The sequence below is a fragment of the Sphingobacterium siyangense genome (assembly GCF_023277505.1).
In the GTDB taxonomy this organism is placed as follows: Bacteria; Bacteroidota; Bacteroidia; order Sphingobacteriales; family Sphingobacteriaceae; genus Sphingobacterium; species Sphingobacterium siyangense.
The window spans coordinates 1,238,529-1,262,718 of sequence record NZ_CP080574.1; the positions used below are offsets into that span (position 1 = coordinate 1,238,529).

The following is a 24,190-nucleotide window of genomic DNA, read 5'->3' on the forward strand; positions in this document are numbered from 1 at the left end:
TTATTTGTATTCGCGTTATGCTATTTCAAAACGAATTTAAATCCTAAAGAAAAACGCGATGGCTCGAAATTAGAACCATGAGAAAGATTCCACCAAGGTTTCCAGTCGAAATGCATGGCCAATGGTGCAGAAGGTATTTTGAACTCTAGACCCAAAGCTGGACGGATCGCAAAATCAGTATGTGTTTTTCCATCTTTCCAATGGTAGTCGTCATACCAGTCGTCGTGCCATTTACCATAATCAATAAATGATACTTGTGGACCAACACCAATGTACCATGAAAGACCTCGAGATCCAGGAATACGTTTGTTGTATGAATAATCTACGCCGATAACAGTAATATTGTCTCCAAATAATACTTGTGCATTTCCAGCGTCATTTCCACCAAAATTGTGTTTTATCTGTGGACCGAATAATGTTTGACCATCGCCGACGTCTATTCCAAGACCAATGGCTGTCCGATAGGGAGTTTGTGCGTTTGCTTGCTGATGAGCAACAAATAGTAGCGTAAAAAGTGTTAGAAAAGGTAGAATTACTTTTTTCATGATAATTTAAAAAAATATAAGTTGTGTGTTTCCGATTAGAAAGCTTTCGCTGTTCAAACAAATAGTTTGCCAAAGATTTTTTTGATATTTTGACAAACAATAAATGATTTGTAACTATCTCTTTTTTAGTAGGTTTTTTTATGGATAATCTAAAAAAAAAATCAACCATATATATTAAAGTATTGTTCTTATAATAGAGAGCTGCTTTTTTAAGGTTTAATAGTGCTCAGGCTATTTTTTATTGATGGCTATTATAATTTTAATCGGTGAGGTGTTATTAAATGTTATAAAAAGCAGCATTTAAAATACTACAAAATACAGCAGATGGAGAAACTACAAATTAATACGGAAAGGATCGAAGAATGGATTGCAGCGGGATATGATGTTCTTCAAGATGGAAAATTAATAAAAGTCGAAGGTGATCTGCAGGAATTTCTAAAACAGTTTGCTGATGATACAGCAGATGGAGGACCAAAAACATATCTGTTGAAGGAGCTGCTTACCTGGCCAGAGGAAGATTTAAAAAAAGTAGAAATGGGTTATGGAACAGATGAAAATAGCTGAAGATAAAATTGTACCATTGGATTTTGATTCAGAAGAATTACCTTTTGAAATTCGTGAGCTACGTCCCGTTGTATTTAGAGAAGAAACGTCGTATTGGTGTTTACTGGGGCCCGATCCGCATCAAGGCATTTTCGGAAACGGTGAAACGGCTTTAGATGCTTTAGCCGACTGGCTAGAAAATTTACAGGTACGTTTAAAAACTGGGGACGAAAATGATGAAGTAGCGAATTATGCTCGGGAAAGTCTTCGGGCATCGAATCGTGATGTCTGGTAATATTCCGTAGTTATATTAAAAGTCTCCCCATACAGATTAATTACGATTGTTAATCGTCAGTCGTTTGACCCGCAACAGGAGTTCTTCTGGGCTAAACGGTTTCACCATAAAATCTGAAGCGCCAAGGTCAAAAGCTTCAATGACGACTTCCTCTTGTCCCATGTTGGAAAGTACAATAACCGGGATTTTTTTCTCGAGCTTTTTTATGGAAGAAAGGACTTCTATCCCCGAAGCAAATGGCATCATAATGTCGGTAATGATCAGATCGAGATCCATTGTATTGAGCTTTTCAATTGCATCTTTTCCATTGTTGGTAGTGATAACCTCGTGACCTGCCTTGATCAGTTTGTATTGAACTGTCCGTAATATCAATTCATTATCTTCTGCAATTAAGATGACCATCTTGTTTTTATTATTAATATACTATTATGGAGGCCACAGCAAGTTTAGATGCTATTCCATATCTAACGATAGGTAAGGAAATATTTTTACAATATATGTTTAGTTTCCAGCTTCTATTTGTGTTATACATGATCTGAAAACATAGGTAGCAAAGAAGGACTTCAATCGCAAGAAGCTGTCTTGGCATTACTGGAAAAATGATCGTAAAATTGCTTTTGGCTAATATGAAATTCAAAGTCCCCAAATGAATTTCTGCGCAAATATATCATTGTAATAGAAATATGCAATAAAAGAAAAGTATTAGCAGGTAAATTTTATGCTAATATGTTGCTGATAAGTCATGTAGCCTTTCTTTTTTACAAAAAGTAAAAGCTGTAAATAAAAGATTGTAACATGATGTTACATGTGAAGGAGATGATCGTCGACAGATGATTTAACTCCTGGATACAAGAATTATTCATTATATTTAGGTAACCTAGTTCATTCGATATGTCATATAATATTCCCGATAATCTGAAGGGTCTTTCCACAACCGAGGTTAATGCCTCTCGCGCTAAATATGGTTGGAATCAATTGAGCGATAATCACAAGAGTACCTGGTTTGAACTGCTTGTGGATATTTTGAAGGAGCCTATGCTGATTCTGTTGATTATCATCTCGATTATTTATGTTTTTGTGGGGAATTACGGAGAGGCTGTATTTATGTTTGTCGCTATTGTTGCTGTTACGGCTATTTCTTTTTATCAGGATAATCGTAGCAAAAAAGCCCTGGAGGAATTGGAAAAGCTGAATGAACCATTAAGCACCGTGATTCGAAATGGGAAGGTTAGTGAAATTCCAACACATGAGATTGTTGTGGGGGATCTCTGTATTACAGAGGAAGGTCGAATTATAAACGCTGATGGTCGTATTCTACATAGTAACGATTTTTCTGTCAATGAATCTTCGTTGACGGGGGAGAGTTTTTCCGTCTTTAAGGACAGTAAATCTGAAGATAATCTGGTCTACGGCGGGACGGTTACGGTCTCAGGCCTGGCTGTGTTTGAAGTTACTGAAATCGGTAAAGAGACCCGTGTTGGGAAAATAGGTGAATCGATCAAAAATATCAAGGAAGAAATTTCACCGTTGCAGGTGCAAATCCAAAAGTTTGTAAAGGCAATGGCCATTGTCGGTATCCTAATTTTTTTAATCGTATGTCTATACAGTTTTATTGACAGTGGTAATTTAGTGGCGAGCTTGCTCAATGGACTTACTTTGGCCATGTCTGTATTGCCGGAAGAGATTCCTGTTGCGTTTACAACTTTTATGGCGCTTGGTGCATGGAAACTCATGCGGGAGGGGATTATAATCAAAAGAAGCAGTATTGTTGAAACTTTGGGTAGTACAACGGTGATTTGCACAGATAAGACCGGGACCATTACAGAGAATTCCATGCAATTGAAATACCTCTATAATTATGCTACGGATTCATCTTATGATCAGGAAAGGTTTGATGAATCCGATTTAAGCGAGCTTATCGATTATGCGATGTGGAGCAGTGAGCCTGTGCCTTTTGACCCCATGGAAATTACGTTGCATAAAATATATGAAAAAACGCAAAAACAGGACCTCAGAAAGGAATATGCATTATTTCATGAATATCCTTTAGATGGTAAACCGCCGATGATGACCCATCTTTTCGAAAATACAGGAAAAGATCGCATTATTGCTGCCAAAGGGGCGCCGGAGGCTATACTTAGCGTATCCAAGCTGCCCGATAGTGAGAAAGATAAAATTAGGGCTATTGTTAAATCCTATGGAGAGCAGGGCTTTCGTCTATTGGGTGTGGGGAAAGCGAAATTCGAAGGCAATAATTTCCCCGCGAAGCAACAGGATTTTGAGTTCCAATTTTTAGGGTTGACCGTATTTTATGATCCCCCCAAAAAAGGTATCCAGGAAGTGTTCCAAGATATTTATGATGCCGGGATTAAAGTCAAAGTAATTACTGGCGACAATGCCGATACGACTAAAGCAATAGCGGCTCAGGCCGGAATTCGTATTTTGTCTCCACCGATCAATGGCAGTGAAATAGTCAATAGGTCCGGGGATGAAATTATGTCGATAGCGGAGCAAACAACTTTATTTACCAGAATGTTTCCGGATGCTAAATTGGCTATTGTAAATGCCCTTAAAAAGAAAGGTGAGGTTGTGGCGATGCTTGGCGATGGAGTAAACGATGGCCCAGCATTAAAAGCGGCCCATATCGGCGTTGCTATGGGCAATAAAGGTACTGAAATAGCAAAATCAGCCGCGGCGTTAATTATCACAAATGACGATCTACAAAAGTTAATCATTGGTATAGCAGCCGGAAGAAGGATTTACGCAAACATCAAGAAGGCGGTTCAATACATCATTTCTATTCATATCCCCATTATTTTGACCGTATCACTACCTTTGTTTTTAGGCTGGGTATTTCCGCAGATTTTTAGCCCTGTGCATGTGATCTTCCTCGAATTGGTCATGGGGCCCACCTGCTCGATTGTATATGAAAATGAACCTATTGAAAAGGATACGATGAAACGACCTCCTAGAGCTATGGGCGACACTTTTTTGAGTATAAATGAGCTCGGAATAAGCATTGTTCAAGGCCTGATAATCACTATAGGAATTCTATTTGTTTATCAGTTTACTGTTCAGCAGGGGGGAACAGAGGAAAAAACGAGGGCTATGGTTTTCGCCACTTTAATCTTTGCCAATGTTTTGCTGAGTTATGCTAACCGATCTTTCCACTATAGTATCCTTGAAAGTTTTAAAAACCGAAACTTGCTGCTCGTGGGTATTTCGATCGCTGTGCTTCTATTTTTAGCCGTGATATTATATGTCGCTCCGGTCGCCCAATTTTTTACTGTAGCAGCCCTGAGCGGATATGAATTGGGGATAGCGCTCTCCGTGGCTGCAGCATCCGTGTTATGGTTTGAGGTCTATAAATTGATCGGGAGAATTGTACGTGCTAAAAAAGATTGAAGGGATATATCGAGATAATCCAAGTATTAAACGAATAGAATTAGGCGCAAGTCCAGGAATCTTACTGAATAAATTTCGAAGTAATTCCTCTTTTCTTGATGTAGAAATTCAGCGCTCGCCCTGCCTCTGTAGGTCGATCTGTACTTAATATATCTGCACCGCGATCAATAAATCCGGCATAAACTTGAAAGCCTTTTTTGTCGGCCTGTCTGTCTAAGTTTCCCAGTGTACCCAATATGCACATGATTCCATGGTCATGTAGTACTTTGGTTAATGCTGGGTCTGCTTCACGTGTTCCGACGAAGGCTAACAAGCGATTGTCGGGGATATCTTTTTCATTTAGACGAGCAAGGTCATCCAGGTTATTGACCGAGGCCGAAATCATGATGTCGCTAGCCAGACTGTGCACTTTGGCCGCCTGGTTGGCACTATACGTGATGATGACTACGCTAGATTCTGCCCTTTGTTTGCGAATAGCATTGATAACGGCTTCATAAGGGACATCATTTTTAATGTCTAAGGTGAAGATTACCTTTCCTTTTCCCCAAGAAAGTGCTTCTTCGAGCGTGGGGATCCTATATGGCGTTATCTTTTTGTTATTGTCCAATAGACGAAGCTTTTTGAGCTCAGTTAAACTGCTGGCGTTCACAGGCCCTCTGCCGGTGGTTGTTCGGTTTAACGTATTGTCATGCATTAATATCAGCGCTGAGTCTTTACTGATGCGAACATCACATTCAACAAGGACTGGCTGCAAGCTCGCATTATAGGAAAATGTTTCGATTGCATTTTCGGGGTATCCAGATGCGGGGCCACCACGATGCAAACTGACCAATGGATAACGATTATCATCATAGGTCAAAAACTGATATAATTCCTCCACATTTTGGAGCTGTATACGTTTACCCACTGGCAAGCCATCCGTATTGGCTCCGTTACGAAAGCAACTGCTTACGATAAAGCAGATCAATAAAAGGAAGTAGTGGCGTATACGTATATTCATTGTCTATCTATTGTGCTGATTAATCAGATCGGCTAGTGCCTCGACACTGGTATTTAATTGGTCGATTGTCAGATGCGCCTGCGTATAATAAGGTTCTCTTTCGCTCAACTTCTCTTCGATAAATAGCCGTAGTTCCTCAGGTGATTTTCCGATTAGAATGGGCCTTTTGTGTAGTTTAGATTGAGAAAGACGGTCAAAAAGTGCTTTGGGTGACATCTGTAAATAGACGGCATATCCATTCGCCCTGATCCATTCCATGTTGTCAAAGAAACAGGGGGCACCACCACCGGTAGATATGACGGCAGCATTCTCAGAAAATTTACGCAATTGCTCGCGTTCTAATGCCCGGAATGCGTCTTCACCATGTTGACTAAAATATTCGGTAATGCTCATGCCAATTTGTTTTACGATCTCCTCATCTGTGTCGATAAAAGGGAGTTCGAGTTTAGTGGCAAGTTTCTTACCCAGGGTAGTTTTTCCACTTCCCATATAACCAATCAAAAATATAGGTTTAGGCATAGGTACTATTTGTCTTTACTTAGAAATTTATCTTCAATGGTTTTGGCATCCGGAAAGTTATTATAGTGCCATTTTCCGACGACGTTGCCTCCTTTTAGGAGCAGTACACCAGGATTTGCCCTGACCATGCTTTTTAGAGGAATGAGATCGGCATAGAATATCTCCGCAATTAATTGCATTTTATCACTCAGATATTGGGCGTCTTTGGATGCCGAAGCAGTCAATAGCACAACACGAAGCCCATTATAATCTTTTGTTAATTGGATGGCGGCCTGATTGATCTTTTGGATAGCATCAATATTGGTCGAAGAAAGATCCTTTGCAACGATAACAAGATTGTAATACGGATTAGCAATGATTTCTTGCGTATGGTCCGCTCCGTCAGCATCCGTAATCAAGAGATCAGGAATAGGAATATCATATCCCTTTTTGACCAATTTACTCTCAGGTTCACCTATAATTTCCCACGATTCATCTTCCCATAGCTTGTCAGCCATATAGACCTTGTCATTGACCTTTTTTGTTTCACCCGTCTTTTTGTTTTTCATGGTATAGATTTGCTCAAACAAATCGCCTTGTTTGCCTTCAGGGAGCACCATTAATGAAGGTAAGTTGTTGCCAACTTTGTAGGGTAAGAAATCAATAAACGGGAGGTAGTTTACGGTATAGATACCAATACCTAAAGAGATAATCGCTGTAATCACAGTAGCAACGAATTGATTGCCTGATCCTTTGATAATTGATCGTAATTGCTTTCGGTTAAAAAATATAATAAGGATCAACGCCAAGAGCACCAGATCTTTAGAAAATGATTGCCAAGGAGTAAGTGGGATGGCATCCCCAAAACAGCCACAAGAGGTCACAACCTCAAAAAATGCCGAATAGAAGGTTAGAAAAGTGAAAAATAGAATCAGTAGTAGCAGGCCCCAGGCAACGGTATTCGCATAGACCCCCAATAATAACAGTGCTCCTAACAAAATTTCAAAACCACAGATTACTACAGCGATGGCAGTAGCGTATTCATTAAAAGCTGTGAGATGAAAGACCTCAAAGTATTCCTGAAGCTTATAGCCAAACCCTGTCGGGTCATTTGCTTTAATAAAACCTGAGAATATGAAAAGAAGTCCCGTAAAAATCCGGCAAAATCCTAAAAGATAATTTGTTTTGGTACGCTGCTGTGTAGCTGTCATAATCCGATTATTGTTGTGCGATTCCTAATTTAATTAATGCAAAAACTGCGTAATTGAGCATATCCTGATAGTTGGCATGGATGCCTTCAGAGACCAGGGTTTGTCCATCGTTATCTTCAATTTGTTTGACGCGATGTATTTTCATTAAGATCAGATCTGTCATGGAAGAAACACGCATATCGCGCCATGCCTCACCGTAATCGTGGTTTTTGGCAAGCATGAGATCTCTGGTCTCGGTAACCTTTTCTGTATATTTCTGATTCACAAAGGTTGGATCCAAATTTTCTTCACCATCTTCACCTAAATCAGTCTGAATCATGGCCATGACACAGTAGTTGATAATACCGATATATTCGTCAACAATTCCTTCGCCCACTTTGGAAACCTTTTTGATTTCTAGCGTGCGTATACGTTGCGCTTTAATGTAAATCTGATCCGTAATGGAAGATAGGCGCATAATCCGCCATGCCGTTCCATAATCTTTTGTTTTTTTAATAAATAAATCCTGACAATGTTTGATAACACTGTTATATTCCTGAATGGTATCCATATCGTTGATTGAAGAAACTTGATGAGACAAGTTGTGATTACACCACAAATATAATTAGAAAATAATACTTCCAACGGTCAAATGAATGTACAATTTGTGCTTTATTGCTAAAATATAAACAATAATTTTGGATATTACCACAATTAAAAGTTCGCAGGGGCTAGGGGCAACAGCATCGTGCAAGTGCATGGCGTGAATTTCTCGTTTCCTATATCCCCAAACGTTTAAATATCGGTAACTTTAGATAAGTTTGATCAGTTTGCAAGGTGTCTTGCCAACTTTGAAGATAGTAAAAATATAAATTCATGGATTTTCAACAACCTGTTATTAGAGAAGTAGAGATCATCCGGTATGTTCAGCCATTTCGGGAAGGAGGGTCTTTACCCGCATTAGTCGATGCCGATGATGGCTTTAGTTATGTTATAAAATTTAGAGGGGCAGGTCAGGGACGAAAAGCATTGATTGCGGAATTGATCGGTGGAGAGCTGGCGAGATTGCTCAAATTAAGAGTTCCCGAAATTGTATTTGCGGAGTTGAACGAATCCTTTGGCCGTACAGAACCCGATGAAGAAATTCAGGATCTGCTCAAATTTAGTGTGGGCAAAAATCTGGGACTTCATTTTCTGAGTGGAGCAATCACATTTGACGCGAATGTCGATGCTATCGGCGCGGAGGAAGCATCGAAAATTGTTTGGTTAGATTCACTCTTGATGAATGTAGACCGTACTGTGCGGAATACAAATATGCTGATATGGCATAAAGAACTTTGGTTGATAGATCACGGCGCTTCCTTATATTTTCATCACAGTTGGGATAATTGGGAAGAACAATCCCTAAAACCATTTGTTCAGATTAAAGATCACGTACTGCTCAAAAATGCAAGTATGGTGGAGAAAATAGATCAGGAATACCGTTCCGTTTTTACGGAGGCGGTATTTCGCGGAATATTGGCGGTGGTACCCGATGAATGGCTGGAAGATGCCGAACGTGAGCTCTCTGCAGCCGATGCGCGCGAAGTGTATGTTTCTTTCCTGAAACGGCGTGTAGCCAATTCATCCATTTTTGTAAAACAAATAGAAGATGCCAGAAAAGACCGTATATGAGTATGCTGTGGTACGTTTGATACCACGGGTGGAGCGAGAGGAATTTATCAATGTAGGCGTAGCTCTTTATTGTCGTAAGTATCGTTTTGCGAAGATGGTTTATCTTGTTAATGAACAGAAGGTACGGTCGCTTTGTCCGGATATTGAATTGGAATTGATCGAAAATCATCTTTCATCTTTCCAACGAATCTGCCACGGCGAAAAAGATGCCGGCAAACTTGCTGCACTGGATATCACCGAACGCTTTCGATGGCTGACCGCAAAGCGGAGTACCCTGATTCAATGTTCGGCATCACATCCCGGATTATGTGAGGACCCCGAAGCAACATTGAAGGAGCTGTTTGAGCGTCTGGTTCTGTAAATTAAAAGATGTGCACCCTTGATCATGGGACAATACGTGATGGTCAAAGGGGCTAAGTTTTGATAATAAGGCTTAATCTATCAATATTGTATAGTATATTTGTTTTAATAAACTAGTGAAGATGCATGATTTTTATCAACATATCTATGAACAGCAACTGGCTGTTCTAGAAATGCCTTCTAACAAGAAGATCTGCGGCTGGGCTATCCGAATTGTGGATGTGCTCTTTCCCGAACGAAATTCTAGCGAGATGAAATCGGTCGATGATGTGAAGCTCGCTTTTGAACAATTTGAATTAGAACTGGAGCAACTCCTGAGCAAATCCAAAGCTTGTCAAAGCTGCAATCACTCAGAAGTAGCGCACAAGTTTTTTGAACGGATTCCACAGCTTTATGAATTGATGTGCTGGGATGCAGACGCATTGATGGATGGGGATCCAGCAGCACAGAATAAAAGAGAAGTCGTACGTACTTATCCCGGTTTCTTTGCCATCTGTATCTTCCGAATGGCCAATGAACTGCATCGCTTGGGTGTTCCTTTGATACCGCGCATATTGACGGAACATGCCCATTCTAAAACAGGTATTGATATCCATCCCGGAGCAACGATAGGCCATCATCTGCATATTGATCATGGCACCGGATTAGTCATCGGTGAAACCTGCACCATTGGTAATTACGTGAAGCTTTATCAGGGTGTAACCTTGGGCGCGCTGAGTGTTGATAAGGTGTTTTCCAATGTAAAACGCCACCCGACAATCGGTGATCATGTCATTATCTATTCAGGGGCCACCATCCTCGGCGGTGAAACACACATCGGCCATCATTCGGTCATTGGCGGGAATGTTTGGTTGACAAGTTCTGTAGAGCCTTATACCACCGTATATCATCAGGCCACATCAAAATTTATAGATTCGAAACCAATAATATAGATACCATGGGAAATATCATAGATACCATAGGAAATACGCCTTTAGTCGAGATAACACAATTTCATACAAATCCCAAGGTGCGGATATTTGCGAAAATGGAGGGGAATAATCCTGCTGGTTCGGTGAAAGATCGTGCGGCACTAAATATGATCCGCTCGGCGATGGAGCGCGGTGACATTACAAAAGATAGCAAATTGATTGAGGCAACGAGTGGAAATACCGGAATCGCACTGGCTATGATTGCAGGTATATATGGACTTAACCTTGAGCTTGTGATGCCGGCTTCTTCAACACGGGAGCGAACACTTACGATGGAGGCTTATGGCGCTAAAGTCACCTTATTGGAATCCATGGAAATATGCCGCGATTATGCAGAAGAAAAGGCCGAAAAAGAAGGTTATTTTATATTGAATCAATTTGCAAATCCGGATAATTACGAAGCACATATCAAGACAACGGGACCTGAAATCTGGCGTGATACAGACGGAAAGATTACACATTTTGTAAGCGCTATGGGTACTACAGGTACAATTATGGGAAACTCCATCTATCTGAAGGAGAAAAATGCAGCTATTCAGATTGTAGGTTGCCAGCCTACTCCGGAATCCTCGATACCAGGTATACGGCGTTGGCCCGAAGCATATCTGCCCAAGATTTTTGATCCGAGCAGGGTAGATCGTGTCATCGATATATCCCAACAGGAAGCAACCGAGTTTGCGCGGGAGCTTGTCAAGCGCGAAGGTGTTTTTGCCGGAATGAGTACCGGTGGAGCTTTTGCCGGAGCACTTAAAATTGCAAATGAAATCGAAGCAGGCCTTATTGTCTTTATTGCCTGTGACCGAGGTGATCGTTATTTGAGTTCAGACCTTTTTGGCTAAGAACCCATACGAACAATACCAAGCCCACTACGGATCTTCGCTTATTTTTAGCAATCTTTAGTGGGCTTTTCAATGTCTAAGCATCGGCGCCAAAGGTTAGTAGATTGCTGTCGGGATCTAAAATCGAAAACTCACGCTGACCCCAAGGCTTCATCTCAAGTTTACCATTGGGATGAATCTCAACATTATTTTCTTTAAAAGATTCATACAGACAATCAATATCGTCTGTGCGTATATAAACCATACCATAATTTTCTTCGGGTGGAAGTTCTTGGAATTCAAAAAAATGAATTTCAATATGGTCCTTTTTTAGCATCAGGTAACCGTCGTAATCGACTGGTCCACATAATGAAAATCCAAGTTTATGTAGATAAAAATCCTTTGTGATGGTTTTGTTACGCATGGGCAGTTTGGGATGAATGGCTGTCAGTTTCATCGGTATATAATTATTAAGTCGAGTTTAATCCATATGTTTAGTAACCTATTTGAAATATAATCATTTATCGTAATATTTTAATGTTCTAACAATAAGGATTATTTCATTTTTATAACGTATTTTTTAGCTATTTTGGCTAAAATGTAGTTGTTTGTTATAACCAATTGTTATGACTCATTTATAATTGTGTATTTTAAAATAATTGAGAGTTATTCAATTTTGTGCCAAATCAATGTATCATTGTCATGGACAAAAAAATAAATACGACAATTCGTTATAAGCAGCTACTCAATCGAAAGGTCTCCGTTCGGGAAATCATTTTTATGCTCTTATTTGTATTATGTCTTACCCCATTTGTTTCAGCTCCGCTTGCCTTACTTTTGGGTATTATTGTGGCACAATGGATCGGTCATCCCTTCCTGGCAGTCAACCACAGGGCAACACAGATTTTGTTACAGATTTCTGTCGTTGGACTTGGCTTTGGAATGAATATCGATACGGCTATCCAAACGGGTAAGCAAGGGTTTGTGTTAACCGTTATTTCTATTCTCGGAACATTATCATTGGGCTATCTATTGGGTAGGTTACTCAAGTTGGAAAAGGTAACCGCTTATTTGATTTCTGTCGGCACTGCCATTTGTGGTGGAAGTGCTATTGCGGCGGTTTCACCGACGATAAAAGCCAACGAGAAGCAAGTAAGTGTGGCGCTAGGGACCATATTTGTACTGAATGCCATTGCTTTATTTATATTTCCTGTTGTCGGTCATCTGCTTGATCTCAGCCAGACGCAATTTGGTTTATGGTGTGCGGTTGCTATACAGGATACCAGTTCTGTCGTTGGTGCAGCAAGTAAGTATGGTAATGAAGCACTACAGGTCGCGACAACCGTAAAATTAACTAGAGCTTTATGGATTATTCCGATCGCCTGTTTAAGTGCTGTAGCATTCAAGACCAAAGGGACGAGCATTAAAATACCATATTTTATTGGTCTATTTGTATTGGCGGTTATCTTAACAAGTTATATCCCTTTTTTTCAGCATATAGGAGACTATGTCGTTCCCATTTCAAAGATGGGGCTTACCTTAACTTTGTTTTTAATTGGAGCAAGTTTGTCTAGGGAGGTTTTGTTGGCAGTAGGTTTTAAAGCAATACTACAAGGAGTAGTGCTGTGGTTGGGATTATCAATACCGGTACTTGTCTATATTTATTTTTGTCTTTAGGCATTTAACGTATACTTCAGCATAATCATATCTTTCAACAGTTGACCATTTTCATAAATAGGCAGCTCATAATTTTCGATGAAAAAATCTTTACGGATAGCGTATTTAACAAAGCCATTTCGTTCATAAAAACGAATTTGAGCCAGACCACAATCTGCGGTACCCACAATCAGGTTCGGGTATTGCTGGTAGTTCTCCTTGATAAAATCAAGCAGTTGACTTCCGAGCCCCATGCCTTGAAACTCTGGTGATACGGCGATGTTTTTAATTTCTAATGTTTCCGTATTGACCGGATATAAACAGAAAACAGCGATAGGTTTTACCGTTTCATAGACAACATAAACCATCGATTCATAGAGGTATTTGTCGATTGCATGAATGGTTTCGTCTGCTAAAAGCAACAAATCATAAGGATAATCCTTATGATTTGTAATAAGTTTTATTTGAAAGCTATTGCGCATGTATAAGAATTCGCCAATGGCCTATAGTCTAATGTTCGAATTAATTGAAATGATATAAAAAGATAACATCACCCACGTAAGCCGGTTTTGCACTGTCTTTGATTTTCAATGTAGCTTCAATGGTAACTTTAATAACCCCTCTTAAATTGACCACTGATTTTACTTGTGTATGTAGCTGTACAGCATTGTCAACCAAAACGGGTTGTGCAAAACGTAGGTTTTCAATCCCATAATTGATTTCCATTTTGACATTTCTTACTTCAGCAATTTGTTTCCATAAATAAGGAATGAGGGACAAGGTCAGATAGCCGTGGGCAATAGTTGATTTGAAAGGACTATCCGTTTTGGCCTTTTCGCTATCTAAATGAATCCATTGGTGGTCTAGTGTTGCATCCGCAAATTGATTAATTTGTTTTTGATCAATAACATGCCATTGGGATTCGCCTAATGATTTTCCTTCAAAGGCTTTGTACTCTTCATAATTGTTAATTATTGTCATATGTAATCTTTTTATCGCGTTTTGTTGGTATCGTTCCCCGCTTTTAATGGAGAAGGGAAGATGAATTAGTGGCTAAATATAACTATACTTTTAAGAATCCTAAGCATATCCTTTATTTAAAAGATGATCGCATGAAAAGACAAGCTAAGTTCGTTCGTCATTAATACGGTTACCCGAGTTGTGTCGTTGCATAAGTGTTTTCAACGTAGGATCTGAAATTTTCGAGTATGGCCTGCCATCCATTACGCTGCATATCAATTGGATTTTCCGTTTCTGCATCAAAAATTATCGTGATATCCGTAGCAGACTTTTTTGCATTGAAGTTGACTTCAACATGACGGCCATCAGGCATAACATAGGCTATTTTTTTAAAGGGTTCAAGTGCGGTATAGCTGCCTTCAAAATCAAAGCCCATAGATCCGTCTTTTGCCTCCATGCGGTTTTTGAACTTTCCGCCAATGCGTAAATCATTGATTGAACTTGTACAGTGCCAATCGTCTGAAGCATGGTTCCATTGCATGATATCCTCGGCTGAGTTATATGCATTCCAGATCGTTTCTACGCGTACGTTGATATGGGTTTCAATCTTTATCTGTTCCATAAAATGTTTGATGTTTTCTAAATTAATAACAGGAAAATTTGGGTTTTGTTATATCTGTTGTCAGATAATTATCAATATATAATAAAAAGTGTAAAGTTGAAACTTATTTTGGTGCAACCAAAAGGTTTTGATTGAGTTTTGTTAACTTTAAGCTATTTAACACTTAAACACGATTTATATGTCCTCCAAATTGCTTATTATCTTCTTTTTTCTGTTTTCACCGAGTTTGATTTTTGCGCAGCAATATAAAACGACAACCGACGTTGCCTATTGTAAACCCGATGAACCAGATTCTTATAAGAAAGAACGTTGTAAATTGGATATCTATATCCCGACTGATCGTAAAAATTTTGCTACCATCGTATGGTTTCATGGAGGTGGACTAGAGGAGGGAAATAAATTTATTCCACTTGAACTCAAAGAGAAAGGTGTAGCGGTTGTAGCGGTAAATTATCGGCTAAGCCCCAAAGCGAAAGCGCCGAGTTATATTGAAGATGCTGCTGAGGCTGTTGCATGGACATTTTCACATATTGCCAGCTATGGTGGAGATCCCTCAAAAATTTATGTGTCGGGGCATTCTGCAGGTGGATATCTGGCTTTAATGGTTGGTTTGGATAAGCATTACCTTCAAAAATTTGGTGTTGATGCAAATAATATAAAAGGACTGGCGCCGATTAGTGGGCAAACAAATACGCATTATACAATTAAAAAGGAACGTGAGCAATCTATGGTGATCCCCCAGATTGATCAGTTTGCACCACTTTCTTTTGCACGGAAGGATGCGCCGCCAATTCTCCTGATCACTGGCGATCAACAATTGGAAATGGCCGCACGGTTTGAGGAAAACGCACATTTAGCAGCGATCTTAAAACAGGTTGGGCATACCAAAACCTCGTTGTACCAACTGCAGGGTTTTGATCATGGGGGAGTGTATGCACCCGGCTGTCTGTTGATGCTTAACTGGATCAAAAGACTTGAAAAATAGTTTTTATGTGGTCAGACGGAGAATCGGAAATACAGCAAATCAAAATATTATAAACAAAATAAGAAATATTACAATTGTACATTCGTAAATTCTACCGAAATTTACCTCCAAAGTAGCACATCTCTACTTTTCAAATTTAATTCGTTATGTGGGCAAAACGCAATATCGTATTTATAATCTGTATGCTGGGGCTTTTTTTAGCACCCTATAGGTTATTTGCCTGCCACGAACCGTCCGAAAAGCCAAAACAGGAAGAACAATCCTGTTGTCTTGATGAAAGACAACAGGTAAAAGACGTCGGAACAGAAGATTGTTGTAAAGATGAAAGAGCTGAATCGCCAAAATCAGATCACCATGGGGATGACTGTGGTAAACATTGTGGCGAAAAATCATGCCGCACCTCCCTGCAATGTAATCCTATTGTTTCAGTTATAGAAGCTCAGCTTATTTTACCCTTGCATGCTGATGCATTAAACGCTTATGCGCGTTATAAACAACCTTATTGCGCAGATGCCTATTTTTCCATTTGGCAACCTCCTCAGATCGCTTAAAGTTAGACTGATAGCCCATGCTATGTCTTTTTGGATCGGTTTCTCTATCCAAAATCTCGTTTATTTAACTTATGAAAATCCCTTTGAATCTATCGGATTCAATACGCAAATACAGTAAATCGCTGTAGAAAGGTTTTTCGTCAGTATTCTTTTATATACTACATATCATAATCATGAGATTAATTTCATTACTTGGTTTGGTAATCCCTGTATTACTATCCACCCAACATACACATGCACAAATTAAAAATGCAAAGACAGCGACTGTAAAGATTTTTGGAAACACTCCGGCTGTTAAAACGATCATTGAAAAAGAAGGCAAGGACAGACAATTTGCTAAAGTTGACTGGAATCAGACAACCAAGCTAGCAGTTGTTACCTACGACTCTTCAAAAACAAGCGCGGATGAGGTCCTTAAGCGTATTGCATTGGCGGGGTTCGACAATGAAAAATTTCTGGCTCCAGATGATGCTTATATTCAATTGGCAAAAGCTGAACAATATGAACGAATCCTAAAACCAGCATTAAAAAATGGCACTGAACATCAGGTCGATCATACGAATCATAGCCAGGGCTTACAAACGATAATTCAACCTTCGGCGAGCACAAAATCAGCCGATGAAAAGACCGCATTTGCGCAGTTGACAAATCCTTATTTTGCGCTAAAGGATGCTTTGGTGAAGACGGATGCGGTGGTAGCTGCAGCTCAGGCAGAGGCATTTCAAGCAGCAATCAAAGCTGTCGATATGAATAAACTTAGCCACGATGAACATACCGTATGGATGAAGGTTATGGATAAGCTGGCAACCGATGCGGCAGGTATAACTAAAAATAAAGATGTGGCTAAGCAACGTGTGGCTTTTGCATCTCTTTCAACTACGTTGTATGAGCTTCTGAAGGTGAGTAAAGTGGATGGACCTATTTATTATCAGCACTGCCCCATGTTTAATGAAGGCAAGGGAGCGCATTGGTTAAGTAAGGAGAATGCCGTGAAAAACCCATTCTTTGGCGTACAAATGATCAGTTGTGGAAGTACAGTAGAAACGTTAAACTAATCGGCTGCGTTATGAATTATTTCCTAGCTATCCTATCGGTTGTTGTGTTGTTTTTAACAGCCTGTGGTAGTTCACAAACGAATACCAAAGCTGAAGATCGAATAGTTTCGACTGATCCTGCTATCAATTTGCCTGTACAGTCCGTTCAATACAAGGTAGGCGATCTTGTGCCTACAGCACAAGTTTGCATGGTGAATGATGCTTTTATGGGGAAAAAACAATTGCTGGTCAGACACGAGGGTAAGGATTATTATGGCTGCTGTGAAATGTGTAAAAAGCGCATACCCCAAGAAGCTGCGATACGTGTAGCCATTGATCCTTTTTCAAAAAAAGAAGTGGATAAGGCAACGGCTTCCATCGCAATTACCGGCGATCAGGGTGAAGTTTCCTATTTTGAAAACGAAGCAAACTATCGAAATTACATTAAAAATCTAAACCTATAAATACACTTAATTATGAGAAAGTTTATGCCAATTGTGGCGATCGCTCTGATATTCGTTGCATGCAAGAATTCAACATCGAAAAATACACATGCAGATCATATGGTCACTGTTGCTGCGGATACCGCAACGATAGCTGTCGACAAAAGCAAAGGCGATACCGCTTTGAATAAAGAAGAGACCGCTGGCGTAAGTAATACGGCAGCAAAAATAGAATCATCCACCGAGAAAGTTGATCTAAAAACAGCTAGCAATCCTTTTGCAGGCTTATACAGTGCCTATTTCGAACTGAAAGATGCATTGGTTAAGGATAATGGAGCTGCTGCACAGACAGCTGCGAAAGGAACCCAGGCTGCCATTGAAAAAGTTAATAGCAAACAATTAGATGCTGTTCAAGGAAAACTTTGGAAGGAATACCAACGGAAATTGGCTTTCGATGCAGAGCATATTGCTGGAATTAAAGAAAATGAACATCAGCGTGAGCACTTTGTGACCTTTTCCAAAAATATGTATGTGTTGATGAAATCTGTCAAACCTGAAGTTACGGTATATTATCAGCACTGCCCCATGTATCGTGATGGAAAAGGAGCCAATTGGTTGAGCACACAAAAGAAAATTGAAAATCCTTATCTAGGTCAGTCAATGCCCACCTGTGGATCTATCGTAGAAACTATACAATAAAACAGTGAAAAGCTTATTCGAAGGACTGCCTAGTCTACATCCGCTATTGGTGCATTTTCCGATTGTACTCTTGTTGACGGCGTTGATCAGTCATATAGGTGCCTTATTGTTTAAAAAACATCGACGTCCTTTCACTGTGCTGACTTTTGGATTGTTGTTATTGGGAACACTTGGAGCTTTTGCTGCAATTCAGACCGCAAACCATATTTCAGGCGATGCCGATGAAGGAGCCTTTGCGGTTTTTGAGATCCATCAACGTTTTGCCTGGATCAGCTTTTGGCTTGCAAGTGGCACAACGGTCCTGCATTTTGTTGGATTGCGGAAAGATACAGGTGCCTGGATAAACTATTTGATATTGATTTTGTTGATAAGTTTATCGGTGACACTATTTGTCACAGGACATCACGGGGCTAGACTGGTCTACCAATATGGCGTAGGACCGATGGGAAATGGAATACTAATCAATTAAATGAATGAACATGCGTAAAAAGAGTAATATATTAACGGTTGTTTTATTATTGATGACACAACTGACAGTGCTGGCCCAGAAAGTGGTTCGTCATGACCTTTATGTACGGGATACCATTGTCAATTATGCCGGAAAATCAAAACGGGCAATCGCTGTAAACGGACAGATTCCGATGCCTACCCTGACTTTTACTGAAGGAGATACGGCGGAAATTGTTGTTCACAATGAGTTAAAGGAGAGTACGTCGCTACATTGGCATGGTATTTTTCTGCCGAACAAAGAAGACGGAGTGCCACACCTGACGCAGGAACCTATAAAGCCGAATTCGACTTATACTTATCGCTTTCCGATAATCCAGCACGGTACACACTGGTATCATTCGCATTCCGGTCTGCAGGAACAGATCGGTATGTATGGTAGTCTTATTCTCAACAAGCGTGCAGATGATAAGACTTTTCGCAAAGGAATTGATGATTTACCCACGATTCCGGTCATATTGAGCGAATGGACAAATTATAACCCCGATAACATTCAGCGGATGCTACACACGGCCAACGATTGGGCCGCGATAAAAAAAGGCGCTACACAATCGTACGTTGAAGCTATTAAAGAAGGAAAGTTTAAAACTAAAGTTACGAATGAATGGAAACGTCAGCTGGCAATGGATGTCAGTGATGTGTATTATGATAAGGTCTTGATGAACGGGGCTCATTCCACGGATTTAAAATCGGTGAACGGTAAAGCTTTGAAAGCAGGAGATAAAGTGCGTTTGCGAATTTCCAATGGTGGTGCTTCGTCTTATTTTTGGCTGCGCTATGCAGGTGGCAAAATTACCGTTGTTGCCAATGATGGGAATGATGTGGTACCGGTGGAGGTCGATCGATTGATGATTGCCGTATCGGAGACTTATGATGTCGTTGTAACAATTCCAAATGAAGGAACAGCTTACGAATTTATGGCAACAACAGAAGATCGAACACAATCTGCAAGTTATTTTGTCGGAAATGGTATTAAACAGTTGATTTCTCCACTTCCCCGCCTTAAATATTTTGAAGGCATGAAGATGATGAACGATATGATGAAGATGAATGGGGACCTCAATGATATGGGCATGAAGATGAGCTTGAATCAGATGGATATGAATGTGGTGATGTATCCCGAAATTACAGGTGATGGAAAGAAAAAAGAAGATCACAGTAAACATAGCGGTATGGATCATGGACAAATGAAGATGGAAGAAGATCCCAATCGTTATAATGCCAATGCATTGGGCGATATTGTAACGCTAAACTATGCGATGCTGGAGTCTCCTCAAGCGACAGAACTGCCTAAAGAAGCGCCGATAAGAGATCTTAAATTTACGCTTACGGGAAATATGAGTCGTTATGTATGGAGCATGGACAATAAAATTCTCTCTGAAACGGATAAGATACCTGTAAAAAAGGGCGAGGTATTGCGCATTACCATCTATAATAATTCGATGATGCGTCATCCAATACATCTGCATGGCTTTGACTTTAGACTGTTGAATGGAAAAGGATCAAAAGCGCCATTGAAAAATGTGGTTGATATCATGCCGATGGAGACGGATACGATCGAATTCTTAGCAAATGAAGAAGGTGACTGGTTTTTTCATTGCCACATTCTGTATCATATGATGGCTGGGATGAATCGCGTGTTTGCTGTGGACGATTATAAAAATCCCAATCTTCCAGACAAAGCCAAAGCCTACAAGGAATTGCAAATGGAAAGTAATATGACCCATTTTATGGCGCAAAATGATTTTGCGACCAATGGAAATGACGGTCAGGCCATGTTTCAGAATGCGCGTTGGCAGCTTGGTTCCGAATGGCGATTAGGGTATAACGATATGCATGGCTATGAGGTGGAAACTCACCTGGGTAGATACTTTGGGAAGATGCAATGGTTTATGCCATTTGTAGGTTTTGATTATCGTTATCGCCGTATGGGGGAGGATGAACATGAGAAAAATATCTTTGGGCAGGCCAATAAAAAAGATAGTCGCAAAGCTTTGAGTATAGGTTTTATGTATACTTTACCTATGTTGGTCAATTTTCAGGCGGAGGTGTATCACGATGGTATTGTCAGATTGCAGCTGATGCGAGAAGATATTCCGATCGCTAGAAGAATCCGTGGTGATTTTATGGTCAACTCGGATCTTGAATATATGGCCGGACTAAATTATGTCATCACCAAAAATATGGCGTTTAGAACGCATTATGATAGTGATATGGGCTTTGGTGTGGGCCTGTCATTAAATTATTAAAGCGTAGATCTTATTTGAGTTAGGGGGCTTTGCACTACAAAGCCCCCTTTTCTTTTGTCATTAAAAGAGAGGATAAATGGAGGACATCTTCTTAAATGATACAAACTTTATTGGGACTTCATTGGAAATTAAATCGGACTTTAGGCGCTTTTATCCGAATGAGGTCCCTATAAGGTCCGTATAAGCTCCCTATAAACTCCCCATTATTTATTCCTTTCTTCTTCACGGTGCTGCCTGTAAAAAGAGGATAGGTTCGATTCTTCTTGCGCAATGGCGAACCTGTTTTTGGTAGCGGAAAATAAAGAAAAACCCCAGAAATAATTGCTTCCTGGGGTTTCATTTTAGTGTGAATTTATGACGACTAAAGTTTTTGATCGCTTAAATCATCCATTTAAATATGCTGGCTCCCCAAGAGAAACCTGCACCAAAGGCGGTTAACATGACTAAATCACCGGTATTTAATTTTTTAATATTTTGCCAGATACATAGTGGAATCGTGGCAGCAATGGTATTTCCTAGGTATTCGATATTACTTAACGCTCTATCTTCTGGTATATTAAGACTACGCCCAACGGCATCAATGATGCGCTGATTAGCCTGATGTGGGATTAACCAATTGATATCTTCAATCTGTAGGTTGTTGCGTTGCAAAACCGTATTACATGCATCGCTCATAGACTGAACAGCATGTCTAAATACAGTTTTACCATCTTGTTTCAGGAATCTGTTGTCGTTAACAGGAAGATTGCTGTCGATTGGATACAAAGAACCGCCGGCTTCAATTTTTAAAAATTCTTTTCCCGCTCCATTGCTACATAGATAGGCATCCATAATTCCACCTTCTAAAGATGGCTCAAGCCATATCACACCAGCGCCATCACCAAAAAGAATATTGGTTGAACGGTCTTTTAAATCGACATAAGTACTGATGTTGTCGGCTCCGACTACGAGTACATTTTTATAACGTCCAGTCTCAACGAGAGCAGAAGCCATATCTAAGGCATATAAAAATCCAGAGCAAGCAGCATTGACATCAAAAGCCCAAACATTGGTAAGACCTAATTTTTCTAAAATGATATTTGCTGTTGCCGGCATCGGCATATCAGGTGTAGAAGTCGCCACAATTAAGGCATCTACATCGTTCAGATTTTTATGATATTGTGTTGCCAAATCTTGTATAGCTTTTACAGCCATGTCTGATGTGGCAAGATTTTCATCTAAAATTCTCCGCTCCTTAATACCTGTGCGTTTGATAATCCACTCATTGGATGTATCGCAAAACTGCTCTAAATCTGTATTCGATCTTTTATTCGGTGGAATATATCCGCCAATACCAGTTATTGCTGCATATGGCCTGCTGGGTATTCTCTCAGTCATAAATTAATGTACTCTATTCTCTCTCTTTATATAGCTATCCTATTAGGAATTACTCGTGTGTTTTTTGCGCCGTAAAACTACGGTTAATTTATGCGATTAATAAGTGAAAAAGTTGATTTTTGACAAAATAATTACGTTTATCAGCATTTTTAACTGTTTTTTACGTATTGCCTATACTAATCTTTTAATCGGTCTTTATGGGGCGGAATTAAATATTGAATGCGCTTGTTTTTTCGAAATTTTAATCTAAAGAAGTTCGTCCAAATTGGAAAATAGTCTAGTTGCTTTTTGTGTTTCAAACCATTACGTGGAGAGTTTTGCCTGTTCCAAAAGTTCAGCCAAAATGACTATTCCTTCTTCGATCAATTCCTCTGATAAGGATCCGTAGCCAAGCCGTATTCCGCCAAAAACATTTTCTCTGCTGTAGTTTTCGGGATGCGGTATATCTACTGATCTTTCCTTTAATTTTTGGAATAAAAATGCCCAGTCGATTTGATGTTTAAAAGATAGCCAAACCGCCAATCCCCCTTGTGGAGAGGTGTAGTTCACATGATCCTGCAGATGTTTGTCCAATTGGGCGATCATAAAATCACGTTTCCTTTTGTAAAACTGTGTTGCTTTTCGGATATGTCTACGAATTGTTCCATCCTGAATGAGTTCCAGTACAGCTTGCTCCATAATATTGTCACCTTGGATATCGATGATGTAGCGAAGTTCGGTAATCTGCTGGAGCAACTGCTCGTTTCTCGTTGCAAGATAACCGATACGGAGTGCTGGTGCGACAACTTTGCTCAGCGTACCAATGTATACTGTATTGATCAGCTCCTGTTGTGAAGCGAGCGGATAATAGGGAACTTGTTCAAAATGAAATTCGTAGTCGTAATCATCCTCAATGATCGTGAAGTTATATTGGTTGGATAATGCTATTAATTGTGATCTCCGTTCTTTGCTTAAAGTGACAGTGGTTGGATATTGTCGATGTGGTGTAAGGTATAGCGCCTTAATGTTGCTCTTTTTCAATAAATGAGGTAGCAATTTTTCAACGATAAGACCATCGGTATCTACGGGAATAGGAATCAATTTCGCGCCGGCTTTTTCAAAGATCTTCCAGGCTGAATGGTATCCAGGGGACTCTACAAAGATATAATCATCGCGCTGCAATAGGCATTGGGCGACCAGGTACATGGCCATTTGGCTTCCACGACTGATGCATAGCTTATTTTTATCGATGTGCATGTTGCGTTCGATGTTGAGCATATTGGCGATTTCTTCACGAAAATCTAGATGACCTCGGGGATCGGCATATCCCATCATTTTCCAACGTGCGCTGCGTTTAAAAATTTGGCGATAAGCGCGTCCGAGCTGTTCTACCGGGGCAATCTTACTGTCTGGATTACCGTCATCGAATATAATACGTGTTGGAGGCTGAAGATCAGATAATTCGATCTTTTGTGCAACATATAGGTTCGAGCCATAAGGTAATTGGGCCGCTACAAATATACCTCTACGTGCTTGACTAACCAGCCAGCCTTCACTCAACAGCAACTGTATGGCATCAATTACCGTGTTTCGGTTTAATTTTAGTTGGGCTGCAAGAGATCTGCTACTCGGTAAGGCCGTTCCTTTCGGCAATCTACCTGATTGAATATCAGCAGCAATGTTATCCGCTATTTGGATGTAAATCGCTTTTGAAGAGGATCTGTCAATATCTATCGTTAAATTCCAAGGTCTAAGCATGAGGCTGTTGTATCGGGTAATTGTTCAAATATACAATTGTTCTGCAGGATTAAAATACATTCGATAGATGG

At 39.9% G+C, this 24,190-nt stretch carries 27 protein-coding genes; 15 read left to right on the top strand and 12 right to left on the bottom strand.

Annotated elements, in window-relative coordinates; all coding sequences use genetic code 11:
- Positions 1 to 20: 20 nt before the first annotated feature.
- Entirely contained in the window at positions 21 to 545 is a 525-nt protein-coding gene (locus K2F45_RS05070) for a hypothetical protein (RefSeq protein WP_070564708.1), read from the bottom strand.
- Positions 546 to 869: 324 nt separating this feature from the next.
- Here K2F45_RS05070 and K2F45_RS05075 point away from each other — a divergent pair, with 324 nt between their 5' ends.
- The gene (locus K2F45_RS05075; protein ID WP_070564711.1) at positions 870 to 1,109 is read left to right on the top strand and encodes a hypothetical protein; all 240 of its coding nucleotides are present in this window, start codon (positions 870 to 872) and stop codon (positions 1,107 to 1,109) included.
- Positions 1,087 to 1,383 (top strand): hypothetical protein, encoded by a 297-nt coding sequence (locus K2F45_RS05080; protein ID WP_070564714.1) that lies wholly within the window; start codon positions 1,087 to 1,089, stop codon positions 1,381 to 1,383. The genes K2F45_RS05075 and K2F45_RS05080 overlap by 23 nt, the downstream gene beginning before the upstream one ends.
- 36 nt (positions 1,384 to 1,419) lie before the next feature.
- Here K2F45_RS05080 and K2F45_RS05085 read toward each other — a convergent pair whose 3' ends face one another.
- Positions 1,420 to 1,785: a response regulator transcription factor gene (locus tag K2F45_RS05085; RefSeq protein WP_075991208.1), complete on the bottom strand. Its 366-nt coding sequence runs from the start codon at positions 1,783 to 1,785 to the stop codon at positions 1,420 to 1,422.
- Between the two features lie 489 nt (positions 1,786 to 2,274).
- On the opposite strand from K2F45_RS05085, the gene K2F45_RS05090 reads away from it, so the two are divergent.
- Entirely contained in the window at positions 2,275 to 4,788 is a 2,514-nt protein-coding gene (locus K2F45_RS05090) for a cation-translocating P-type ATPase (protein ID WP_248933044.1), read from the top strand.
- Positions 4,789 to 4,849: 61 nt separating this feature from the next.
- On the opposite strand, the gene K2F45_RS05095 is transcribed toward K2F45_RS05090, so the two are convergent.
- Genes K2F45_RS05095 through K2F45_RS05110 form a run of 4 tightly spaced genes read right to left on the bottom strand, consistent with a single transcriptional unit; the run spans position 4,850 to position 8,047 of the window.
- Entirely contained in the window at positions 4,850 to 5,788 is a 939-nt protein-coding gene (locus K2F45_RS05095; protein WP_075991209.1) for a glycerophosphodiester phosphodiesterase family protein, read from the bottom strand.
- Positions 5,789 to 5,791: 3 nt separating this feature from the next.
- Positions 5,792 to 6,307, bottom strand: coding sequence for a shikimate kinase (locus K2F45_RS05100; protein WP_075991210.1), 516 nt, complete (start codon positions 6,305 to 6,307; stop codon positions 5,792 to 5,794).
- Between the two features lie 5 nt (positions 6,308 to 6,312).
- Complete coding sequence (locus tag K2F45_RS05105; protein ID WP_075991211.1) at positions 6,313 to 7,497, bottom strand: BT_3928 family protein; 1,185 nt, start codon at positions 7,495 to 7,497, stop codon at positions 6,313 to 6,315.
- A gap of 7 nt (positions 7,498 to 7,504) precedes the next feature.
- Positions 7,505 to 8,047, bottom strand: coding sequence for a DUF1599 domain-containing protein (locus tag K2F45_RS05110; RefSeq protein WP_075994647.1), 543 nt, complete (start codon positions 8,045 to 8,047; stop codon positions 7,505 to 7,507).
- 305 nt (positions 8,048 to 8,352) lie between these two features.
- On the opposite strand from K2F45_RS05110, the gene K2F45_RS05115 reads away from it, so the two are divergent.
- The 4 genes from K2F45_RS05115 (at position 8,353) to cysM (ending at position 11,320) form a co-directional block, all read left to right on the top strand.
- A complete protein-coding gene (locus tag K2F45_RS05115; protein ID WP_075991212.1) occupies positions 8,353 to 9,150 on the top strand; it encodes a HipA family kinase in 798 nt (265 codons plus the stop codon).
- Positions 9,128 to 9,511, top strand: a complete 384-nt coding sequence (locus tag K2F45_RS05120; RefSeq protein WP_075991213.1) for a DUF3037 domain-containing protein — start codon at positions 9,128 to 9,130, stop codon at positions 9,509 to 9,511. Before K2F45_RS05115 ends, K2F45_RS05120 begins: the two co-directional genes overlap by 23 nt.
- Positions 9,512 to 9,632: 121 nt before the next feature.
- Positions 9,633 to 10,442, top strand: a complete 810-nt coding sequence (locus tag K2F45_RS05125; RefSeq protein ID WP_075991214.1) for a serine O-acetyltransferase — start codon at positions 9,633 to 9,635, stop codon at positions 10,440 to 10,442.
- Positions 10,443 to 10,447: 5 nt separating this feature from the next.
- A complete protein-coding gene (gene cysM / locus K2F45_RS05130) occupies positions 10,448 to 11,320 on the top strand; it encodes a cysteine synthase CysM (protein WP_088160358.1) in 873 nt (290 codons plus the stop codon).
- A gap of 76 nt (positions 11,321 to 11,396) precedes the next feature.
- Here cysM and K2F45_RS05135 read toward each other — a convergent pair whose 3' ends face one another.
- On the bottom strand, positions 11,397 to 11,756 hold the full coding sequence (locus tag K2F45_RS05135; RefSeq protein WP_075991216.1) for a bleomycin resistance protein: 360 nt from the start codon (positions 11,754 to 11,756) through the stop codon (positions 11,397 to 11,399).
- A 245-nt stretch (positions 11,757 to 12,001) separates the two neighbouring features.
- On the opposite strand from K2F45_RS05135, the gene K2F45_RS05140 reads away from it, so the two are divergent.
- Positions 12,002 to 12,976: a YeiH family protein gene (locus K2F45_RS05140; RefSeq protein ID WP_075991217.1), complete on the top strand. Its 975-nt coding sequence runs from the start codon at positions 12,002 to 12,004 to the stop codon at positions 12,974 to 12,976.
- Here the strand turns inward: K2F45_RS05140 and K2F45_RS05145 are convergent.
- From K2F45_RS05145 to K2F45_RS05155, 3 genes are all read right to left on the bottom strand, one after another.
- On the bottom strand, positions 12,973 to 13,437 hold the full coding sequence (locus K2F45_RS05145) for a GNAT family N-acetyltransferase (RefSeq protein WP_075991218.1): 465 nt from the start codon (positions 13,435 to 13,437) through the stop codon (positions 12,973 to 12,975). The two genes, K2F45_RS05140 and K2F45_RS05145, sit on opposite strands and share 4 nt — an antisense overlap.
- Positions 13,438 to 13,477: 40 nt before the next feature.
- Positions 13,478 to 13,936, bottom strand: coding sequence for a MaoC family dehydratase (locus K2F45_RS05150; RefSeq protein ID WP_075991219.1), 459 nt, complete (start codon positions 13,934 to 13,936; stop codon positions 13,478 to 13,480).
- 169 nt (positions 13,937 to 14,105) lie between these two features.
- Positions 14,106 to 14,537 (bottom strand): SRPBCC domain-containing protein, encoded by a 432-nt coding sequence (locus tag K2F45_RS05155; RefSeq protein WP_075991220.1) that lies wholly within the window; start codon positions 14,535 to 14,537, stop codon positions 14,106 to 14,108.
- Between the two features lie 178 nt (positions 14,538 to 14,715).
- Here K2F45_RS05155 and K2F45_RS05160 point away from each other — a divergent pair, with 178 nt between their 5' ends.
- The 7 genes from K2F45_RS05160 to K2F45_RS05190 all read left to right on the top strand — a co-directional run bounded on the left by K2F45_RS05160 (position 14,716) and on the right by K2F45_RS05190 (position 21,005).
- Positions 14,716 to 15,522, top strand: coding sequence for an alpha/beta hydrolase (locus K2F45_RS05160; protein ID WP_075991221.1), 807 nt, complete (start codon positions 14,716 to 14,718; stop codon positions 15,520 to 15,522).
- A 146-nt stretch (positions 15,523 to 15,668) separates the two neighbouring features.
- Positions 15,669 to 16,073, top strand: a complete 405-nt coding sequence (locus tag K2F45_RS05165; protein WP_075991222.1) for a hypothetical protein — start codon at positions 15,669 to 15,671, stop codon at positions 16,071 to 16,073.
- A 173-nt stretch (positions 16,074 to 16,246) separates the two neighbouring features.
- On the top strand, positions 16,247 to 17,128 hold the full coding sequence (locus tag K2F45_RS05170; protein ID WP_075991223.1) for a DUF3347 domain-containing protein: 882 nt from the start codon (positions 16,247 to 16,249) through the stop codon (positions 17,126 to 17,128).
- Between the two features lie 11 nt (positions 17,129 to 17,139).
- Positions 17,140 to 17,571, top strand: a complete 432-nt coding sequence (locus K2F45_RS05175; RefSeq protein WP_075991224.1) for a hypothetical protein — start codon at positions 17,140 to 17,142, stop codon at positions 17,569 to 17,571.
- Between the two features lie 12 nt (positions 17,572 to 17,583).
- Positions 17,584 to 18,249 (top strand): DUF3347 domain-containing protein, encoded by a 666-nt coding sequence (locus K2F45_RS05180; RefSeq protein WP_248933045.1) that lies wholly within the window; start codon positions 17,584 to 17,586, stop codon positions 18,247 to 18,249.
- Positions 18,250 to 18,253: 4 nt separating this feature from the next.
- The gene (locus K2F45_RS05185) at positions 18,254 to 18,718 is read left to right on the top strand and encodes a DUF2231 domain-containing protein (protein WP_075991226.1); all 465 of its coding nucleotides are present in this window, start codon (positions 18,254 to 18,256) and stop codon (positions 18,716 to 18,718) included.
- 10 nt (positions 18,719 to 18,728) lie between these two features.
- The gene (locus tag K2F45_RS05190; protein WP_157625913.1) at positions 18,729 to 21,005 is read left to right on the top strand and encodes a multicopper oxidase family protein; all 2,277 of its coding nucleotides are present in this window, start codon (positions 18,729 to 18,731) and stop codon (positions 21,003 to 21,005) included.
- Between the two features lie 378 nt (positions 21,006 to 21,383).
- Here K2F45_RS05190 and K2F45_RS05195 read toward each other — a convergent pair whose 3' ends face one another.
- Together K2F45_RS05195 and pdxR are read right to left on the bottom strand one after the other, a co-directional pair.
- The gene (locus K2F45_RS05195; protein ID WP_075991229.1) at positions 21,384 to 22,382 is read right to left on the bottom strand and encodes a beta-ketoacyl-ACP synthase III; all 999 of its coding nucleotides are present in this window, start codon (positions 22,380 to 22,382) and stop codon (positions 21,384 to 21,386) included.
- Positions 22,383 to 22,685: 303 nt separating this feature from the next.
- Positions 22,686 to 24,119, bottom strand: coding sequence for a MocR-like pyridoxine biosynthesis transcription factor PdxR (pdxR, locus tag K2F45_RS05200; protein ID WP_075991230.1), 1,434 nt, complete (start codon positions 24,117 to 24,119; stop codon positions 22,686 to 22,688).
- Between the last annotated feature and the right edge of the window lie 71 nt (positions 24,120 to 24,190).

Coding starts and splice junctions, on each gene's coding strand:
- K2F45_RS05070 (WP_070564708.1), bottom strand. CDS start 545: ATGAAAAAAGTAATTCTACCTTTTCTAACACTTTTTACGCTACTATTT.
- K2F45_RS05075 (WP_070564711.1), top strand. CDS start 870: ATGGAGAAACTACAAATTAATACGGAAAGGATCGAAGAATGGATTGCA.
- K2F45_RS05080 (WP_070564714.1), top strand. CDS start 1,087: ATGGAACAGATGAAAATAGCTGAAGATAAAATTGTACCATTGGATTTT.
- K2F45_RS05085 (WP_075991208.1), bottom strand. CDS start 1,785: ATGGTCATCTTAATTGCAGAAGATAATGAATTGATATTACGGACAGTT.
- K2F45_RS05090 (WP_248933044.1), top strand. CDS start 2,275: ATGTCATATAATATTCCCGATAATCTGAAGGGTCTTTCCACAACCGAG.
- K2F45_RS05095 (WP_075991209.1), bottom strand. CDS start 5,788: ATGAATATACGTATACGCCACTACTTCCTTTTATTGATCTGCTTTATC.
- K2F45_RS05100 (WP_075991210.1), bottom strand. CDS start 6,307: ATGCCTAAACCTATATTTTTGATTGGTTATATGGGAAGTGGAAAAACT.
- K2F45_RS05105 (WP_075991211.1), bottom strand. CDS start 7,497: ATGACAGCTACACAGCAGCGTACCAAAACAAATTATCTTTTAGGATTT.
- K2F45_RS05110 (WP_075994647.1), bottom strand. CDS start 8,047: ATGGATACCATTCAGGAATATAACAGTGTTATCAAACATTGTCAGGAT.
- K2F45_RS05115 (WP_075991212.1), top strand. CDS start 8,353: ATGGATTTTCAACAACCTGTTATTAGAGAAGTAGAGATCATCCGGTAT.
- K2F45_RS05120 (WP_075991213.1), top strand. CDS start 9,128: ATGCCAGAAAAGACCGTATATGAGTATGCTGTGGTACGTTTGATACCA.
- K2F45_RS05125 (WP_075991214.1), top strand. CDS start 9,633: ATGCATGATTTTTATCAACATATCTATGAACAGCAACTGGCTGTTCTA.
- cysM (WP_088160358.1), top strand. CDS start 10,448: ATGGGAAATATCATAGATACCATAGGAAATACGCCTTTAGTCGAGATA.
- K2F45_RS05135 (WP_075991216.1), bottom strand. CDS start 11,756: ATGAAACTGACAGCCATTCATCCCAAACTGCCCATGCGTAACAAAACC.
- K2F45_RS05140 (WP_075991217.1), top strand. CDS start 12,002: ATGGACAAAAAAATAAATACGACAATTCGTTATAAGCAGCTACTCAAT.
- K2F45_RS05145 (WP_075991218.1), bottom strand. CDS start 13,437: ATGCGCAATAGCTTTCAAATAAAACTTATTACAAATCATAAGGATTAT.
- K2F45_RS05150 (WP_075991219.1), bottom strand. CDS start 13,936: ATGACAATAATTAACAATTATGAAGAGTACAAAGCCTTTGAAGGAAAA.
- K2F45_RS05155 (WP_075991220.1), bottom strand. CDS start 14,537: ATGGAACAGATAAAGATTGAAACCCATATCAACGTACGCGTAGAAACG.
- K2F45_RS05160 (WP_075991221.1), top strand. CDS start 14,716: ATGTCCTCCAAATTGCTTATTATCTTCTTTTTTCTGTTTTCACCGAGT.
- K2F45_RS05165 (WP_075991222.1), top strand. CDS start 15,669: ATGTGGGCAAAACGCAATATCGTATTTATAATCTGTATGCTGGGGCTT.
- K2F45_RS05170 (WP_075991223.1), top strand. CDS start 16,247: ATGAGATTAATTTCATTACTTGGTTTGGTAATCCCTGTATTACTATCC.
- K2F45_RS05175 (WP_075991224.1), top strand. CDS start 17,140: ATGAATTATTTCCTAGCTATCCTATCGGTTGTTGTGTTGTTTTTAACA.
- K2F45_RS05180 (WP_248933045.1), top strand. CDS start 17,584: ATGAGAAAGTTTATGCCAATTGTGGCGATCGCTCTGATATTCGTTGCA.
- K2F45_RS05190 (WP_157625913.1), top strand. CDS start 18,729: ATGCGTAAAAAGAGTAATATATTAACGGTTGTTTTATTATTGATGACA.
- K2F45_RS05195 (WP_075991229.1), bottom strand. CDS start 22,382: ATGACTGAGAGAATACCCAGCAGGCCATATGCAGCAATAACTGGTATT.
- pdxR (WP_075991230.1), bottom strand. CDS start 24,119: ATGCTTAGACCTTGGAATTTAACGATAGATATTGACAGATCCTCTTCA.